Annotated in this window: 14 protein-coding genes and 1 pseudogene; 7 read left to right on the forward strand and 8 right to left on the reverse strand. The window is 56.6% G+C overall.

Annotation, left to right across the window (positions count from 1 at the left end; translation table 11 throughout):
• Positions 1 to 125: 125 nt before the first annotated feature.
• Complete coding sequence (locus CFBP5473_RS23975; protein WP_037171568.1) at positions 126 to 1,040, forward strand: LysR family transcriptional regulator; 915 nt, start codon at positions 126 to 128, stop codon at positions 1,038 to 1,040.
• 10 nt (positions 1,041 to 1,050) lie between these two features.
• Here CFBP5473_RS23975 and CFBP5473_RS23980 read toward each other — a convergent pair whose 3' ends face one another.
• Positions 1,051 to 1,518, reverse strand: coding sequence for an Lrp/AsnC family transcriptional regulator (locus CFBP5473_RS23980; RefSeq protein ID WP_027676689.1), 468 nt, complete (start codon positions 1,516 to 1,518; stop codon positions 1,051 to 1,053).
• A 225-nt stretch (positions 1,519 to 1,743) separates the two neighbouring features.
• Here CFBP5473_RS23980 and CFBP5473_RS25630 point away from each other — a divergent pair.
• From CFBP5473_RS25630 to CFBP5473_RS24005, 5 genes and pseudogenes are all read left to right on the forward strand, one after another.
• Positions 1,744 to 2,736, forward strand: a pseudogene (locus tag CFBP5473_RS25630) (homoserine dehydrogenase); the annotation flags it as partial.
• A gap of 268 nt (positions 2,737 to 3,004) precedes the next feature.
• Positions 3,005 to 4,267, forward strand: a complete 1,263-nt coding sequence (locus CFBP5473_RS23990) for a trans-sulfuration enzyme family protein (protein WP_084631801.1) — start codon at positions 3,005 to 3,007, stop codon at positions 4,265 to 4,267.
• Positions 4,268 to 4,290: 23 nt separating this feature from the next.
• Complete coding sequence (locus CFBP5473_RS23995) at positions 4,291 to 4,932, forward strand: phosphotransferase (protein ID WP_051441388.1); 642 nt, start codon at positions 4,291 to 4,293, stop codon at positions 4,930 to 4,932.
• Between the two features lie 154 nt (positions 4,933 to 5,086).
• Entirely contained in the window at positions 5,087 to 5,527 is a 441-nt protein-coding gene (locus CFBP5473_RS24000; RefSeq protein WP_027676688.1) for an Lrp/AsnC family transcriptional regulator, read from the forward strand.
• A gap of 24 nt (positions 5,528 to 5,551) precedes the next feature.
• Positions 5,552 to 6,454 carry a homocysteine S-methyltransferase family protein gene (locus tag CFBP5473_RS24005; RefSeq protein ID WP_027676687.1) on the forward strand — a complete coding sequence of 301 codons (903 nt, stop codon included), beginning with the start codon at positions 5,552 to 5,554 and terminating at the stop codon, positions 6,452 to 6,454.
• Positions 6,455 to 6,793: 339 nt separating this feature from the next.
• Here CFBP5473_RS24005 and traR read toward each other — a convergent pair whose 3' ends face one another.
• From traR to CFBP5473_RS24040, 7 genes are all read right to left on the reverse strand, one after another.
• Positions 6,794 to 7,498, reverse strand: a complete 705-nt coding sequence (gene traR, locus CFBP5473_RS24010; RefSeq protein WP_136954446.1) for an autoinducer-binding transcriptional regulator TraR — start codon at positions 7,496 to 7,498, stop codon at positions 6,794 to 6,796.
• Positions 7,499 to 7,955: 457 nt separating this feature from the next.
• Positions 7,956 to 9,734 (reverse strand): ABC transporter permease subunit, encoded by a 1,779-nt coding sequence (locus CFBP5473_RS24015; RefSeq protein ID WP_027676684.1) that lies wholly within the window; start codon positions 9,732 to 9,734, stop codon positions 7,956 to 7,958.
• Between the two features lie 26 nt (positions 9,735 to 9,760).
• Positions 9,761 to 10,780 (reverse strand): ABC transporter substrate-binding protein, encoded by a 1,020-nt coding sequence (locus tag CFBP5473_RS24020; RefSeq protein ID WP_051441387.1) that lies wholly within the window; start codon positions 10,778 to 10,780, stop codon positions 9,761 to 9,763.
• Positions 10,781 to 10,812: 32 nt separating this feature from the next.
• Positions 10,813 to 11,895, reverse strand: a complete 1,083-nt coding sequence (gene potA, locus CFBP5473_RS24025; protein WP_051441386.1) for a polyamine ABC transporter ATP-binding protein — start codon at positions 11,893 to 11,895, stop codon at positions 10,813 to 10,815.
• Positions 11,895 to 13,100, reverse strand: a complete 1,206-nt coding sequence (locus tag CFBP5473_RS24030; protein ID WP_027676683.1) for a M24 family metallopeptidase — start codon at positions 13,098 to 13,100, stop codon at positions 11,895 to 11,897. Before CFBP5473_RS24030 ends, potA begins: the two co-directional genes overlap by 1 nt.
• 7 nt (positions 13,101 to 13,107) lie before the next feature.
• Complete coding sequence (locus tag CFBP5473_RS24035; protein ID WP_027676682.1) at positions 13,108 to 13,926, reverse strand: PfkB family carbohydrate kinase; 819 nt, start codon at positions 13,924 to 13,926, stop codon at positions 13,108 to 13,110.
• A gap of 9 nt (positions 13,927 to 13,935) precedes the next feature.
• On the reverse strand, positions 13,936 to 14,958 hold the full coding sequence (locus CFBP5473_RS24040) for an SIS domain-containing protein (RefSeq protein ID WP_027676681.1): 1,023 nt from the start codon (positions 14,956 to 14,958) through the stop codon (positions 13,936 to 13,938).
• A gap of 143 nt (positions 14,959 to 15,101) precedes the next feature.
• Here CFBP5473_RS24040 and CFBP5473_RS24045 point away from each other — a divergent pair, with 143 nt between their 5' ends.
• The gene (locus CFBP5473_RS24045) at positions 15,102 to 16,205 is read left to right on the forward strand and encodes a LacI family DNA-binding transcriptional regulator (protein WP_037171562.1); all 1,104 of its coding nucleotides are present in this window, start codon (positions 15,102 to 15,104) and stop codon (positions 16,203 to 16,205) included.
• The last annotated feature ends 48 nt before the right edge of the window (positions 16,206 to 16,253 follow it).

Here is a 16,253-nt window from a genome sequence, read left to right on the forward strand (position 1 = left end):
AAGCATGTCTATCGCTGTCGCTGTTCGCTTGGTGGAAGGCAGATCCCTACTTTTCCAATTATGACTAAAAGCTTGCCTTCCATATCGCAAGGGCAGTAATAAGCATGCGCCCATGTGCATATGTTATGGAGGACGAAGTGATTCAATCGCGTCAGTTGGAAGCGTTTCGGGCGGTGATGCTGACGGGAGGTATGACGTCAGCAGCTGATCTGGTGAGAATCACGCAGCCCGCAATAAGCCGCCTTATCAAGGATCTCGAGGAGGAGACCGGCCTTCGCCTATTCGACAGGATCGGCAATCGATTGAGACCGACACGTGAAGCCGGTATCCTGTTCAAGGAAGTGTCGCGGCATTTCAACGGAATTCAGCATATCGACAAGGTCGCGGCCGAATTGAAGAAGTCCCATATGGGTTCCCTCAGGGTCGCCTGTTATACGGCGCCGTCTCTCAGTTTTATGTCCGGCGTTATTCAGACCTTCATCGGCGATCGACCCGATGTATCGGTGTACCTTGACACGGTTCCTTCGCAGACGGTCCTCGAACTGGTGTCGCTTCAACACTACGATCTTGGGATATCCATACTGGCCAGCGATTATCCTGGGCTAAGGGTCGAACCTGTTCCCTCTTTTCGAGCAGTGTGCCTGTTGCCACCTGGGCATGTGCTGGAAAGCAAGGACGTTGTTCATGCTAAGGATCTAGAGGGCACAGACTTGATTTGCCTTTCTCCCGTGAGCCTCTTGCGAATGCAGATAGACTCGGTGCTCGACAGCTTTAACGTCCACTGCGGCCGAAGGATAGAAAGCGGTCTGGCGCTGAGCGTATGCGATTTGGTTAGCAAAGGAATGGGTATAGGGATCGTCGATCCGTTCACGGCAGATTACTACTGCGCAAATCCAGTAGTGCGCCGGCCCTTTGAGCCAGTGATCCCGTACCACTTCGCCATCGTGTTGCCGAGTGGCAGTCCTCCGCCTCGTTTGGTCACCGAATTTCAAACAGTGCTATTCGAAGCGCTCGGAAAATTGCCGTACGAGACAGTCTGATCCTCGCATACTAAGGCACCGGTAGAAAGAGACCGACCTTTAGCTCCTTTAAAACCACATTCGTGTGAATGCGTTTTATTTGTGGATTCTCTGACATGATGTGAGCGGTGATGTCATCGTACTGAGAAACATCGTCCGCTGATATAATGGCGATCAGGTCCACCGCACCGGTAACATAGTAGATTTGCTGAATGTTCTGCTGCTGCTCTGCCCATAGGCGAAATTTCGACAGCGCGTCGTAATTCTCTCGCTCAATCTCCATCCCGGTGATGAACGTCATAGGATTACCGACCGACTTGCGGTCTATAACAGCGATCTCGCTCGAGATGACTCTGGTCTCGCGCATCCTTTTCAACCGCCGCTGCACGGCAGACGCCGAGAGCCCAACCATGCCCGCGATGGTTTCGGCCTTCAGTTGGCAGTCGCACTGCACGATCCTCAAAATATGTTTGTCGAACGCGTCAAGCGGCTCGCCCATAGCGGCGTCTCCCATCACATCGTATCCGCACGCTAGCAAAAAGCTTTGCAGATTTAACCCGCATTATGGTTTCACCGCGCAGTTCTGCCGCATATCATCCGGGGTCCGATGCATTTTGCTCCCGCATTGGCCAGGTCGCACACTCTTTTGAGCGTTTCGCAATCTTCCTAACACCTAGTTGGAACGTCACTTTGACCGACAGATGAGAGCGGGAGAGAGAACGATATGGAATACAGAGTTGTGCTGATAGGGTTCGGCGGCGTCAATCGCGCCTTGGCTGAGCTTATCGCCACGAGAAACAAAACATGGGCCAAGTCGCTCGGCTTCCGACTGAAGATCGTCGCCGTTACCGATCTTAAGCTCGGATCGCTTGTGTCGGACGCCGGTATAGATGCACGGGCCCTTGTCGACACGTCCGTCGAACAGGGCGGTTTCTCACGCCTGCCCGGCGGGCGTAGCGTCGCGGAAAACGAGGCGGTGATCCGCAAAGTACAAGCCGACATCGTTGTGGAAGCGACCTTTACGAATCCCGGTGACGGCGAACCCGCGATCTCGCATTGCAGGTGGGCGCTTTCAAGCGTCCGTCGCGTAGTGACGACGAACAAAGGCCCCGTTGCCCTTGCGGCGGTGGAACTGAAAGCACTGGCGGCGCAGAACCACGTGCGCTTCGAATACGAGGGGTCCGTCATGAGCGGCACGCCGATTATGCGAATGGCGAAAGAAACGCTTGGCGGTTGTGACATTCTTGGTTTCGAAGGCATCCTGAATGGAACATCGAACTTCATTCTTAGCCGCATGGAGACGGGATGCGATTTCCTGGAAGCTTTGCACCAGGCACAGGAACTTGGATATGCGGAAGCGGATCCGACGGCCGATATCGAGGGGCATGACGTCCGCTTGAAGGCAACGATCCTGGCAAATGAATTGCTTGGCGGTAACGTCAACCAGATGACGTCGCCTGCAGAGGCATTCCGGTATTTCGGCGGCAGATGTCGCCGCTGCAAGACACAATGGGAAGCGCTGGAAGTTGATCGGTTCGGCAACGCGCCACGCCGCTGGGACGATCGTTGCCGAGGTCACGCCCCGTCTCCTTCCGCGCGATCTTCCGCTTGCGGGCATCGGCGGGGCCACCAATGCCCTGTCACTCAGCATGCATCTGCTAGGGGCTGTCACGATATCCGGCACGGCGCAGGGCGGGTCGAAACAACCGCTTCGATGCAATGCCTTTTGGCGGATACAAATATGGAACCATGGGTCGGGAGGGCGTCCGTTTTGCCTACGAGGGATATGACACAGCCTAAAGTCGTCTGCATCAACGGACGATGATGCGGCATCGTCGTCTCGGGGACGAGGCGCACCGCGCATTTTTTCCGCGCGCCCACCCGAAGTTTTTGGTGTTTTCGGCTATTTAAGCACACAGATTGCGGTCTTACCTACCGGAATGCATCTAGATTGATACCCCAGTATCGAGCGTAAGAGGCTTTTCATGTCCGTGACGTCCCGTGCAAATGTACATTCGGCGCCAAGCGCTCGAGAAGATCAGCCGCCATCGCCGCTGCGATGGCAGACCCTCGCTTTGGATGGCGGCCTTACCATTGATCCGAGCACGAAGGCGATTGCGCCGAACATCTCAATGTCCGTCAACAATACGCTTGTCCCTGGCGACGGCGCATTTTCAGCAGAAGGCGTTGAGGATCTTGCAGACCTGCCTTTTCTTTACGCCCGCTGGACGAACCCGACCGTTCGCGCCCTTGAACAGCGCATGGCAACGGTTGAAGGCACGGAGGAGGCCCTTGCCACCGCAACTGGTATTGCGGCGATAGCCGCGACGTTCCTGACTCTCCTCAGGCAGGGCGATCATCTGATTGTCAGCGACGTCTGTTACGCTGGCGCCAACGAGCTTGCGTGTCGCATTCTTCCAGAACTCGGAATTGAGGTCACGCCGGTAAACATGGCAAACCCAGCCGAGGTTATCGCGGCTTTCCGCCCCAATACGAAGCTCCTCCACTGCGAGACGCCCTGCAATCCGATCCTCAGGCTAACGGATCTTTCCCTCGTCGCGCAAATGGCGCATCAGAGGGATATTCTTGTCTCCGTCGATTCAACCTTTGCAACGCCCGTTGCCACCCGGCCGGCGGACTTTGGCGTAGACCTTATCATCCATTCGCTGACGAAGTTCATCAATGGTCACGGCGATGCACTGGGTGGCGTAGTGTGCGGTCGCAAGAACCTGGTTGCAAGGATACGCGCGCGCGCAGGAATTTATCTCGGAGCCGCCATGTCCGCGCACAATGCGTGGCTGATCATGCGCGGTATGGACACTCTTTTCCCTCGAATGAAGGCGATTTCGGACTCGGCACTTGAAGTCGCGCAGGCACTGGCAATTCACCCCATGGTGAGCGCAGTTACCTATCCCGGACTTGAGAGTCATCCGCAGCATGAATTGGCGAGGCGGCAAATGTCCGTCTTTGGCGGCATGATCACATTTCAGGTCACCGATCCGCAGGCAGTTGCGCTTAGACTCGCAGGTCGGCTCCGCGTCGTTCATTATGCCTTCTCGCTCGGGCATCAGCGTAGCATCGTGGTTCTTCTTGAAACCGACGAGATGATGAAGTCGACTTATCGTCTGCAGGGCAGCCAGTTGCGGTCCTATCGGTCCTTTGCAGGTGACGGCATCTTTCGCCTGTCCGTAGGGCTGGAAGCGCCGGAGGATCTGATCGAAGACCTGGATCAGGCGCTCAGAGCTTGAGAGTTTGAAGGCTTCGCACTGATATGGACGTCTTCACCGAGCTTTCAGACCATCAGCATAATCAGATAGCCGCAGCCTTCCGTTTGGGATCGTTGACCTCCGCCATAGGCATTGCCGACGGTGATAGCGAAACAACGTACCTCTTTCGAACGGCTAATGGCGAATTCGTGGTGACCCTGTTTGAAAACGGGGCAGAGCCTTCCAGTCTTGATCAGGCTTTCTTGACGATGGACAAACTTTTATCCGCCGGTATTCCTTGCCCGCGAACAGTTCGAACGGCTCGGGGCGATGCGACGATCACAATCGGCGGCAAGCTGGTCGCGGTGGTTGGATTCCTGCAGGGCGCCCAGTCCCAGTCGCCAACACTACAGCGGTTTGTCGACCTTGGCAGGAACATCGCAAAAGTTCACCTGACGCTGAAGCCTGCAGTGTCCACAACGAATGACCTCCCGAAGGGCCCGGTGCACGGTGCACTCCACCCCGAGAACGTTTTCTTTCTCGGGGATCTTGTCAGCGGTATCATTAATTTCCGGCTGCGGCATGAGACTATTGGGCTTATGAACTGGCCGAAGTCCTCGTCAGATGGACAGTGGATTGCCTTGGCGGTATCGACGCCGGGCGTGCTCGCGCAATCCTATCCGGCTATGTATGTATCCGCCCCTTGAGCGAACAGGAAATGAAGGTCCTCCCAGCTTTCCTGCACTCGGCGGCGGTCAAACGGAATGCGGCAAGGATGCCGGGTATCGAGACCCTAACGATCGCAGCGTCACTGGAGGTCTCGACGCGCAGGCTCCTCGATACAATCAGACTGGAGATCTCGTGATGCGCGTCATCGATAGAGCCGACGAGCGCATCCTTTCAGAACTCGGTCGTAACGCCCGAATTGCCCATGCAGACCTCGCGCTACGCGTGAACCTTTCGCGTAACGCGGTCAGAAAACGCATTGAGCGACTGGAACGGGACGGGCTCATCAAGGGATATACGATCCTCCGTGGCGCAGGGACTCAAAGCGGGGTGAGTGCTGCGTTGCTCTTGGTCTATCTTCATGATCGAATGCGAGGAGGGGACGTCGTGAATGCGATCCAGAATATGCCGGAGGTCGTCTCCTGCGACGTCGTTAGTGGCGAATTCGATCTCGTCGTGCGTCTCGAGGCCGGGGATGCCGACCAGATCCGCAAAGTCTGGCATGATATCTCTTCATTGACTGGTGTGCGCGATACGCTGACTGCATTTGTGCTGGCCTTGCCTGTACGCCGCTGACTATTTACAAAGGAACAGAATGCCATGACGAACATAAAAATTCTCGACGGCGGCATGAGCCGCGAACTCCAGCGCCTTGGCGCCGAATTGCGCCAGCCTGAGTGGTCTGCCCTGGCGCTCGTCGAAAATCCCGATATCGTGATGCAGGTGCACAGAGAGTTCATCGAGGCAGGCGCAGACGTCGTCACGACCAACAGCTACGCGCTGGTACCCTATCATATCGGCGAGGAGCGTTTCAGGGCCGAGGGCGCATCGCTCATCGCGCTGTCCGGACGTCTTGCGCGGGAAGCCGCTGATGCCGCCGGGCGCTCCGTGCTTGTCGCCGGTTCGCTGCCGCCAATCTTCGGTTCCTACGAACCCCATCTCTTCGATGGCAGCCGGGTGCAGGACTATCTGTCGGTGCTCGTGAAGAACCTGGAACCATTTGTCGATGTATGGCTCGGGGAAACGCTGAGCCTGATCGAGGAAGGGGAGGCGGTTCGTGCTGCCGTCGAGCCGAGCGGAAAGCCCATATGGATTTCGTTCACTCTTGCCGACGCACGCGAGGACGACATTGGTCCAGCACGCCTGCGTTCGGGCGAGAGCGTCGAGGACGCCGCCCGGTGGGCGGCGTGTTCCGGCGCAAATGCGCTTCTGTTCAATTGTAGCAGGCCGGAAGTGATGGCGAAGGCTGTCGCGACGGCTTCGCGCGTCATCGCCGACGAGGGTGCGCAGGTTGAAATAGGCGTCTACGCCAACGCCTTCGAAACAGACACGGAAATTGGTGCTGCCAATGAAACCTTGCACGCAACACGGGCCGACCTTACCAACGATCGCTATTCCGGTTTTGCTTGCGACTGGGTGGCTGCTGGCGCAACCCTAGTTGGTGGGTGCTGCGGCATCGGTGCTAACCACATCAGCGAGCTCCATCGCGCATTGAAGGGCTGATCACTGGAAATGTTGGGGCTTTTTAGCCGAAACGATGTCACACGAGGCAAAAGCTGGCGCGACGACGCAGTTTAAAATGCAGCGTAGTCGAGCAGAAAGTCGGTATTGTAAGCTCCTCTGCGCCCAATAACGAGTAAAGCCGGCAGCAATACAGCCCCAGCGCAATCAAGCTACGGCAGGTGCGCGACGGTATTGCGCTCATCTGGCCACGTGGCGCTCATCGCCAATCGTCACGAAGGGAACCGGATAACCCCAACTCTCAAACTTTTTGAGAAACACCTATTCGTTCTCGACTGAAATAACCCCGACATCGCTGCTCAGAAACCTGTCGAACTCTCTTCAGATAAGTTTTCGGCGGATTGCGAGCGCGGTCAGCTGCGCCTTGGAGCGGACATCGAAGCGCTTCATCACCTCACGAAGCTTCACCCGGACGCTGTTATACTTGACCCCCTCGATGTCGGCGATCTCCTCCATCGTCATGCCGACCGCGATCCATGTAAGATAGGTCGCTTCTTTCGGATCGAGCCACACGGCATTTTCCGCCGTGGGTGTAGTGCGAAGGAATGAGATGCGGGAATGGATCTGCCCGATGGTCGCCGCAGCTGCAATTGCGTCGATCTCCCGATCGAGATCGATCACAGGCTTCTCCGATGCCAGAGTGAACATCGACATCGACCCGTTGGCGGTCTTGATCGGAATGGTAATGCCGGAGCGGATGCTGAAATCGGCTGCGTGGGCATAGAAGGCGCGCTCGCCCTTCGACAGCGTCGAGCGCTCTTGCTCGCCCGACCAGGTGAAGATGTGCTTCCTGGACCTTGCGCGTTTGACGACCGGATCGAGAGCGTCAAATTTCTTATCGAAATAGACCGACTGCCACTCGCGATGATAATTGGTCACGGCGGTAATGTGCCGATTCTGGATGTGAAGGTAGGCGTAACCGGTGAAGCCGAAATGATCGCTGATCTCGGCCAACCCGGTCTTCAGGATGCACTCATCGCCTTCAATCGCGGCAAGATCGGTCAGCTTATCCAGCCAAGTTTGCATTCGTGCCCTCCGTCAAAATCCATCGAATGTCGGTTGCGCGGCCGTTCAAGCCGACAGTCGGTACATTTCTCCTAAGAAGGAAATGAATTCATTCGCGTTACACGTCCTTCCGCTTCTCGTTCCCTTCGACTTCAATCTCAACTGCGTCTGGCCCCGCAACATTGGAAAGGCGAGATAAAAGGTGGATGTTGATATCGTCGGCTGTCTTTCCTGGCCCACATCCATGCGTCCGGTAAGTAAGGGTCGCGGACAGCACAGCTTTAAGTCCTATTGGTCCGTAGTTCTCGACCAAATCAGATGCAACCCTGCTGCCGTTCGACGGATTATCAGTTGTGTTGGGCTTCTTCTCCATACTCTCGTGACTTTCTCTTGTTCCGGTCGGACCGGCTCATTCAGAGCCAAGCTGTGTGCGGCTGCCGCAGGAGAGTCCGACGGCAGCCACATCGCCTTGGGAGGCCTAAGCTTCTTCCACCGGGGTGTTCAAAACTCCAATCATGGTCGGAGCGCCAGCGACCCTCTTGCGCCACAGCATGACCACTATGCCGACGACGATAAAGGCGCATGTCACGCCTAGCAGAACCGCGGAAACGGCGGCGGATTCTGGACTTGTGTTGAAGCGGATCCCTTCCCACAATTTTCTCGGCAGTGTCTTGACCGAAAGGTCGCTGAGAAAGATCGAAGCCACAGATTCATCGAATGAAAGGAGGACGGCGATCAGTGCGCCGATTGCAAGACCTGGTAGCAACAATGGGTAGACGATCGTGCGAAAAACGCTCCAAGGGTTTGCTCCGAGGCTTGCCGCTGCGAGCGAAAGCCTGGGGTCGATCGAGCTATAAGTTGCCGATGCGATAAGATAGACAACGGGGAAGATCAGCACCGTGTGCGCTATGATGATGCCCATCTCCGTATCCACAAGCCCCACCCGTGCGAAAGCCAGATATGCGCCAAGGGCGAATACGACGGCCGGGACGCTGAGGGGAGCTTGCACCAAGGCTTCGAGTGCTCCCTGAAAGATAAATCTTTGCCGACCGAACCCGAGCACGGCGAGCGTGGCAAGCATCAGGCTGAGCAAGCAAGTGGCTACACCTATACGTAGGCTCGTAAGTGCCGCGCTAGTCCATTCTGAACTGCTAAAGATCGTCTCGAACCAGCGCAACGAATAGCCAGGAGGCGGAAAGATGAGTACGTCGGCCGAGCTGAATGATACCGGAAAGAGGACAACGAGCGGCAGGAGAATGAAGATTGAAACCAATGTAAGATAGACTGGTTCAAACAAGCGTGCGCCGTTCGACAACAGCGCCGAAAGCTGAAACCGAGCAGAGGGTAATGCTACAGGCCGACGTAGAAGATCCATATCCGCGTGCCCTGCTGACGGCTGCGATCGGTCCGCAGGCGACGAGCCTGGCCTTTGCCAACGAGAGAAGAAACTCAAACCCCAACTTAATAGGCCGACGACGATTGTCGCGACCAACGCGAGCGTGATGCCAAGTGCTGCCGCGAACGGCCAGTCTGCACCAGTCTCGATCTCCGACTGGATAACTTGCGCGAGCATTTGCTGGCGTTGATTGCCAAGAAAAGCCGGCGCAATGAAGCTCGCGATGGTGAAGAGGAAGATGATGATAACGCCTGATTGGATACCACGTATTGAGAGTGGGATGACGATGCCAAACCAAGCCCGGAGCGGGTTCGCGCCGAGAGTATTAGCTGCCAGCAGGACGCGGCCGTCGATGCGACGAAGCACTGTTACCAGGGCGAATACCATCATAGGAATTGAAGAGTGAACCAAAGCGAGGATGACTGCAGGTTCGCTGAAGAGAAGCGGCAATGGTTCCGAAATAAGCCCGAGACTAAGTAGCGTCCCGTTGATAAGTCCACGCTGACCTAGGATTGCCAGCCACGCGAAGGTTCGAACCAGAACGCTGCTCAAAAACGGAACGAGGACCAGCAATCCGAGAAACATCGCCTTAAATCCCGTCGCCCGGCTCAGGAGCCACGCCAGCGGAAAGGAGACAACGAGTGTTATTGCAGTCGCTTCAAGGCTGATCCGCACCGTCGTCCAAATAATTTTCAGGTATACCGGACTTTCGAAAATCTTGAGAAAGCGTCCGGCGGCATTTCCGCCGAACGCAGAGGGCACAATGTAAAGCAGTGGCAGTGCGAGTGCGACGAGAAGGAGAATAAACACCGGAGCAAGTAGGAAGAGCCGCTCCCAGTCTCTTGAAAAATTTCGCGTCATCGTCGTTCGCTCCTGCCTTAATGCGATCAGTTCATTATGTAAGTGGACCAGCGGGCCTTCACTGCATCACGGTTGTCGTTCCACCACTTTGAATCGAGGATCGCGCCAAGCTTCGCATTCTCCGGGTAGCTTGGGAGGTCTTTTGCGACCGCAGGATCGAGAAGCTTAAGCGCTTCGACATTGGTCGGACCGTAGGGGATGTTTCGTGTCAGCTCCGCCTGGTTCTCGGGCTGAACCGCAAAATTGATGAATTTCATCGCTTCATCCTTGTGTGGAGCACCTTTCACGACGACCCACCATTCGGTATCTGAGACCGATGCGTCCCAACCGTAAGCCCAGTTTGCGCCGGCCTTGATCGCGTTGTTCACGCGGCCGTTCGGGATGTAGGCCAGATCGACTTCACCCTGCTGGATCAGCGCCTGCGTGTCGGCGGCACCCTTGTAGGCAACGATCTGGTCTTTAACGCGGTCGATCACCTTAAGTGCGCGGTCAACGTCCAACGGGTAGAGGTCGGCAGCCTTGACGCCGTCGGCGAGCAGGGCAAATTCAATCGTGTATTCGGGTTCTAGCGGAATAGCACGACGGGCTTTCACCGAGGGATCGAAAAACTGCGCCGGCGTGACGCCATTCGCAAACTTCGCCTTGTCCCAGGAAAGATTCATCCCGAATGTGATATAGCCGATGCCGTATTTGGTGCGCAGTTCGGCGGGGATACCGTCCGCCTTGATGGTCTTGTAGTCGAGGGGTTCGAGAAGGTTGTCCTTGGCCTCGTTCGCATGTGCCGAACTTTCAGCAGACACGACGTCCCACGTCACATTACCGCTCTCAACCATAGCCTTGACCTTGGCATAGGCTGAACCCGTCGTGGCAGTGACCTTCACACCCGATGCTTTGTTGTAAGGCTCGAAAAAAGCCTTTGTCTGAGCATCCTGGAAAGTCCCGCCGTATGATGCGACCACCACTTCGGCGGCTGGTGCGGCGCCGGCAAGAAGAAAAACGCCCGCAGCTGCAAGCCAAATCCCAGTTTTTTGTTTGATCGTTCCCACAGTTTCTTCTCCTCTAATATTCCGCTTTAGGGTCATCCTTCAGTCGGAAGAACGGCGACGGATGCTGGAGCCCATCGCGCAATCACGCTTTTTCCGGGCTCAAGGCTTCCGGCCAAAAGGTCTCCTCGCATGATGTTGGCGAGCAGCGACTGCCCGTCAGAAATTTCCAGTGCTACGCGCCACCCGGATCCGAGATAGGTGATGTCGCGGATTGTTGCTGGAACCGCGAAGCCTTCGTCCGAATTTGCTTCGGCGACTGAGCGGACTGAAACGCTTTCCGGTCGGACCACAATATCGAAAGGGGTCTTAGCCGGGGACGGCAGCAACTGGCGCGCGCCTGCGATCTGGTATCCTCGGCCATCGTCCAGGCTTGTAACCCGGAGGATCGAGCATTCGCCGATGAACCGTGCAACGAAATGATTGGAAGGCGCTGCGTAAATGGTCTCAGGATCGGCTACCTGAAGTAGTTCACCGCACGACATGATTCCAATCCTGTCCGCCATCGCCATCGCTTCCGACTGGTCATGGGTCACATAGATGACGGTGATGCCGAGTTCGTGCTGGATGCGCTTCAGCTCGTGCTGCATCTGGTCACGAAGTCTCCGGTCGAGAGCTCCGAGCGGTTCATCCATGAGCAAAATATCAGGACCGAAGACCAGTGAGCGGGCAAGTGCCACACGCTGCTGTTGTCCTCCAGACATCTGGATAGGATATGAAGCCCCGCGATCCGTCAGGTTGACGAGACTGAGCGCCGCTTTCACGCGCTCTTCCCGTTCACTTCGCCCGACGCCGCGCATCTTGAGCGGATAGGCGACATTCTCTCCTGCGGTCATATGAGGGAAAAGGGCGTAGTTTTGAAATACCACGCCGATGCTGCGGCGGTGCGGCGGAACCTCCGTCACGGAGGTGCCAGACATCAGCACCGTGCCTTCCGTCGGTTGGTCGAAACCCGCAAGCAACATCAGAAGCGTTGTTTTGCCGGAACCACTTGAGCCGAGCAGGGCGAAGAATTCGCCCTTTGCTATGTCGAGGGTGACGCCGCTCACCGCAGTGACCGGCCCATAGCGCCGGGTGACACCCTGGAAGGAAACGGCGGGGAGCGACTGGTCTGTCATTAGATGTCCCTGCCCAATTCAAGAGGCGTGAGCGGTTCGTATCCGGTCTCCGTCACAAGGACGGTGTCCCCAAAACGGGCGCCGCCGACGCCATCGACGTAAACACCAGGCTCGATGCCCAGCAACATGCCGGCTTCGAGAACTGTCGGATCGTTGGCTTTGATCTCAGGGAATTCAGGATCTGACAGGCCAATACCGCGCCCAGTGCGATGCTGCATAGCGCCGCCGTATCCATGGCCCTCGATAACTGCGACCGCAGCGGCGTGGACCTCGCCGGTCGTCACGCCGGCACGAACTTTTGCCAGTGCGGCTTCTTGCGCCTTGCGTGCGACATCGACAATCTTGCGAAGATCATCCGAGACTTCTTCTGCCCCCACCTTTAGCGGGCGATCGAAACATATTCCGTGGCCAAAGAACGGGCGGCCGCAATAGCAAAGCTGTACAACCTCGCCCTCGCGCATTGGGCGCCCCGCAGCAACGGCATGCGCACGACCGGAGCGGATGCTCCCACAGCCCATGACGTGGATACCCTGCAGAAGCGGCGAATGATCTTCGTCGCCATTCCACCACTCCGCCGCACGCTCCATTGCCGCGGTCCGGGATGCCAGCGCCACCTTCCATTCCGGAACGCCTGGCTTGACGGCTTCGCGGCTTGCCAGAAACTGGTGCGCTGCGATGTCAGCGCTGCGGCGAACGACGTCGATCGTTGCCTGATCTTTGCGACGGCGCACGTCGCGAATGATGTCAGTAATATCGACGATTCGATCGCTACCGAGAGCATCGCGAACCAGATCCAGGCTGCGTGCGGAGGTGGCATCAAAATCTACGCCAATCTTGCGTGCTGTTGGCGCGACCGCCTCAATATGCTTTGCCAGAGCAGCCGAAAACGACATTGGCGTCTTGGCCGGCTCTTCCCACTCAACCCATTCGACGGCGACCGGAACGGTACACTGCGAGCGAATTTCAGGTGCTTCGATGCGCGGAGAAATGAACGCCGGGCTGCCATCCTGAGGGAAGACGAACCAAATTGGCCTCACGGATGCAATGCCGTCGAGACCGGTAAAGAAGCGATGGTTGTCGAAGCTCGACAATGCGAGAACGTCAATGTCGTTCTCCTTCATTGCGGTTCTGGCGCGCTCGATGCGCCTGGTGTAGTCGGCTTCGTTTGGAAATGTCAGTTTGGAGTCTGCTGGGTTTTCTGTCATGGCGCTCTCACAAAGGAATATCGCGGGTGATAGGACGGGCGTGACCAAAGGCGCCGCGCGTCCCGCAGATTAGCGCAGAGTATTGGGCTGCGTCTTTACCGGCTTCGGCCAGTGGAACGCCGCTCAGAACGCGGCATGCCAATCTGGCGACAAACGCATCGCCTGCCCCGAGGGTGTCGACGGCATCCACGGGCATTGCGGGTACGAATAGGACTTCACCGTTATAGGATACGGTGGCCCCTTTAGCTCCCTGCGTGATTGTTACGAGCTCGACTCCGGCAGAATGGGCGATATCGAGGATCCGGGCTATTTCAGTTTCGCTCGCACCCGAGCGTGAGAAAGCCGCAACCTTCACGTAGGGCAGTACGCTCGCCGCATAATCGAGATCACGATCCGAAAAATCGAAGGAGATCGCAACCCTTGCACGGATCTCGGGAAGCTGGCCATCTAAACGGCTTGTCTCACCTGTATGAGCCAGATCAAAACCTGCGAGGTACTCAAGTTCGGCGCTATCGAGCTGGAACATCGACACGCCCTTTTCGCAAAGGCCCCATTTCCGGTTGTTGCCGTCGTCATCCATGTGCACGGTCGCAAAGGCATTGGGGCCGTCCTTGACACGAAGGTGTGTCAGATCGACGCCTTCGGCCTGAAGGCTCGACCGGATCAGATCACCATCCGAGTCCGTCCCGATAACTCCAACGTAGGCAGCATCCATCCCGCTGCGTTCGGCATGGACGGCAAAATTCACCGCATTGCCACCGGGGAACATCAGCTTTTGCTTATAATATCGGTCGACCACATTGTCGCCGACGCCACAAATACGCATGTCGCTGCCTCAGTAGGTTGTTTTGAACATGTAGCGGCGGTCTGTCAGCAGGTGCCCGGTGACAGCTTGATAATGCTCGGCGAGGCGCTTCGAGAGCGTCGACAGAAGCATTGGAGAAATCTCACCGCGCATCGACGCGGGTACACCCGGCAGGCTGTAATCTTTGGAGTCGACGACCAAGCAGCGCTTGGTGTTCTTGTTAAGGAACGTTTCAACTCGATCGATCACGGCACGGGTGTCGTCTTCGCCCTTGAACAGCAGGACTGGCGTATCAGGCTGGACGACTTCGAAAGCGCCGTGGAGGAATTCGTTCGCATTGAACCAGGATGCATGCTTCCATTGCATTTCCATCAGATAGCACATGGCAAACCCGTACCCCGCGCCTTGGTTCGGTCCAGCGGAAAGGACATATGTGAACGGCTCGTGACCAAAGGCTTTGGCGATTTCGTGCAGATGAGCCTCTGCTTCCTGGATTGCCTTCTCAAAAGCGGCCGGTACAGCGGCATAAGCCTGGTCGATTGTCGTAAAATCGAGTTTAGAACCAGCGGCCTTCAACAGCGCTGTGAGCATCAGGCCGATCAGAACCTGCTTCGGAGCAAGGATCGTGCGGTCGCTGTTATAGGTGAAGACCTCGTCACATTCCGCCGCGAGGTTGGTGCTGTCGTCCTTTGTGAATCCAATAACGTGGGCACCAGCGGCTCGCGCCCAGCGGGCGGCTTCGATCGTCTCTTTAGTCGTGCCGTTATGGGAGGCGACCAAGACAACCGACTTTGGACCGAGCAATGCAGGGCGGCGGCGATTGAACTCCTCGCTGTTGAAAATGAACGTCGGAAATTCAGCAGCACGATCTGCGAGGTATGATGCTGCCGAGAAATCGTTGTAGGAGCCACCGCAACCAACAAGGAACAGGTTGCTCATGTTCTTGGCTGCTGTTTGTGCAACGGTGCTGATGCGCTCGCGCTGCGCAACAGCCGCCTCGGTGATACGGCGGAAATCGACGTCGGGCGAAACAAGGTTTGGGTAGTTTGTCATGATGCTCCTCATACGGCGGCGATGTGTGATACCGCTCTCAGGTGATACCGCTCCCATATTCCGCTGGCCGCTGTCAAGAGATTTGTTTAAGGTGTCTTGATCTGATACGAGACGATCTTCCTGATCTTCGAGGCGGACATGAAATGAAAGAAAATGAACGCGTGGGCAGTCAGCCGACAATCGATGATGTAGCAAGGGTTGCAGGTGTCTCTCGAGCCACTGCTGCGCGCGTCCTGGGCAGCTACGGCTACGTCGGTGTGGACACGCGTAAAAAGGTGTTCGATGCGGCGAAGAAGCTAGCTTATCAGCCCAATCAGCTGGCCAGAAGCATGGCGACAGGGCGTAGCAAGACGATCGGTGTCGTCATTGCCGATATCGAGAACCTCTACTTCGCCCGTGCGATCAGAGCCATTACTGATACCGCCAGTGCCAAGGGTTTCGCGGTCATTCTAGCAACGACTGATGAAGATATCGCGCTTGAACGTGAGGCGGTGCGTGTTCTGCTATCCAAGCGCGTCGACGGTCTTATCGTATCGCCGACGTCCAGCATCGATGTCGATCATTTAAAGCGTGCCAGAGACGGTGGTTGCCCGCTGGTTTTGCTTGATCGCCGCGTGCCTGTTCTCAATGCAGATACATTTGCAATCGACAACTATGGGGCGGCCCACCAGGCGGTTGCATCGCTCATCGCGAAGGGGCACCAACGCATTGCGCTCGTCTCAAACGCTCCGTCTCACGGAGAGAAAGAATACCTGATTTCGTCCGTTCGTGAACGCATCGACGGTTATCGTGCCGCTCTGCACGATGCAAACATCGAGATTGATCCCAACTTGGTGGTTCTCGGCGGTTGGGACATTGTGAAGTTGGCTGAGAAGGTCCGTAGGCTCTTCGATGGACCGGACCGTCCCAGCGCAATTCTTGCCACAGATAGTTCTGTTGCGCTTGTCTTGTTGAACGTATTCAGAAATTTACGATTGGCTATACCGGATGAGGTCTCGCTCATTTCTTTTGACAATGCTGATTGGACAGCGGCGGTGACACCTCCTCTGACCGTCGTCTCGCAACCGATCAGAGAATTAGCTGCTGCCGCCACCGAGGACCTTATCGCTCGGTTAACGGGAGAGACAACTGAAACAAGTCGGGAAACGCTGCTCCAGGCGACCCTGGTCGTGCGGGACTCTGTGAGCACCGCTTTAGAGCCGCAGCCATTAGGTAAGGTGAAACGACTCCAGAAGGCGAGCAAGTGATCTGCCCGGCGTGACGCATCTGCGTGAATGGGTTCAATCTTAAGCAAA

It is taken from the genome of Agrobacterium larrymoorei, from assembly GCF_005145045.1.
In the GTDB taxonomy this organism is placed as follows: Bacteria; Pseudomonadota; Alphaproteobacteria; order Rhizobiales; family Rhizobiaceae; genus Agrobacterium; species Agrobacterium larrymoorei.

Excerpts from the sequence above, each read along its gene's own strand:
- CFBP5473_RS23975 (WP_037171568.1), top strand. The coding sequence starts at position 126 with ATGGAGGACGAAGTGATTCAATCGCGTCAGTTGGAAGCGTTTCGGGCG.
- CFBP5473_RS23980 (WP_027676689.1), bottom strand. The coding sequence starts at position 1,518 with ATGGGCGAGCCGCTTGACGCGTTCGACAAACATATTTTGAGGATCGTG.
- CFBP5473_RS23990 (WP_084631801.1), top strand. The coding sequence starts at position 3,005 with ATGTCCGTGACGTCCCGTGCAAATGTACATTCGGCGCCAAGCGCTCGA.
- CFBP5473_RS23995 (WP_051441388.1), top strand. The coding sequence starts at position 4,291 with ATGGACGTCTTCACCGAGCTTTCAGACCATCAGCATAATCAGATAGCC.
- CFBP5473_RS24005 (WP_027676687.1), top strand. The coding sequence starts at position 5,552 with ATGACGAACATAAAAATTCTCGACGGCGGCATGAGCCGCGAACTCCAG.
- traR (WP_136954446.1), bottom strand. The coding sequence starts at position 7,498 with ATGCAAACTTGGCTGGATAAGCTGACCGATCTTGCCGCGATTGAAGGC.
- CFBP5473_RS24015 (WP_027676684.1), bottom strand. The coding sequence starts at position 9,734 with ATGACGCGAAATTTTTCAAGAGACTGGGAGCGGCTCTTCCTACTTGCT.
- potA (WP_051441386.1), bottom strand. The coding sequence starts at position 11,895 with ATGACAGACCAGTCGCTCCCCGCCGTTTCCTTCCAGGGTGTCACCCGG.
- CFBP5473_RS24030 (WP_027676683.1), bottom strand. The coding sequence starts at position 13,100 with ATGACAGAAAACCCAGCAGACTCCAAACTGACATTTCCAAACGAAGCC.
- CFBP5473_RS24035 (WP_027676682.1), bottom strand. The coding sequence starts at position 13,926 with ATGCGTATTTGTGGCGTCGGCGACAATGTGGTCGACCGATATTATAAG.
- CFBP5473_RS24040 (WP_027676681.1), bottom strand. The coding sequence starts at position 14,958 with ATGACAAACTACCCAAACCTTGTTTCGCCCGACGTCGATTTCCGCCGT.
- CFBP5473_RS24045 (WP_037171562.1), top strand. The coding sequence starts at position 15,102 with ATGAAAGAAAATGAACGCGTGGGCAGTCAGCCGACAATCGATGATGTA.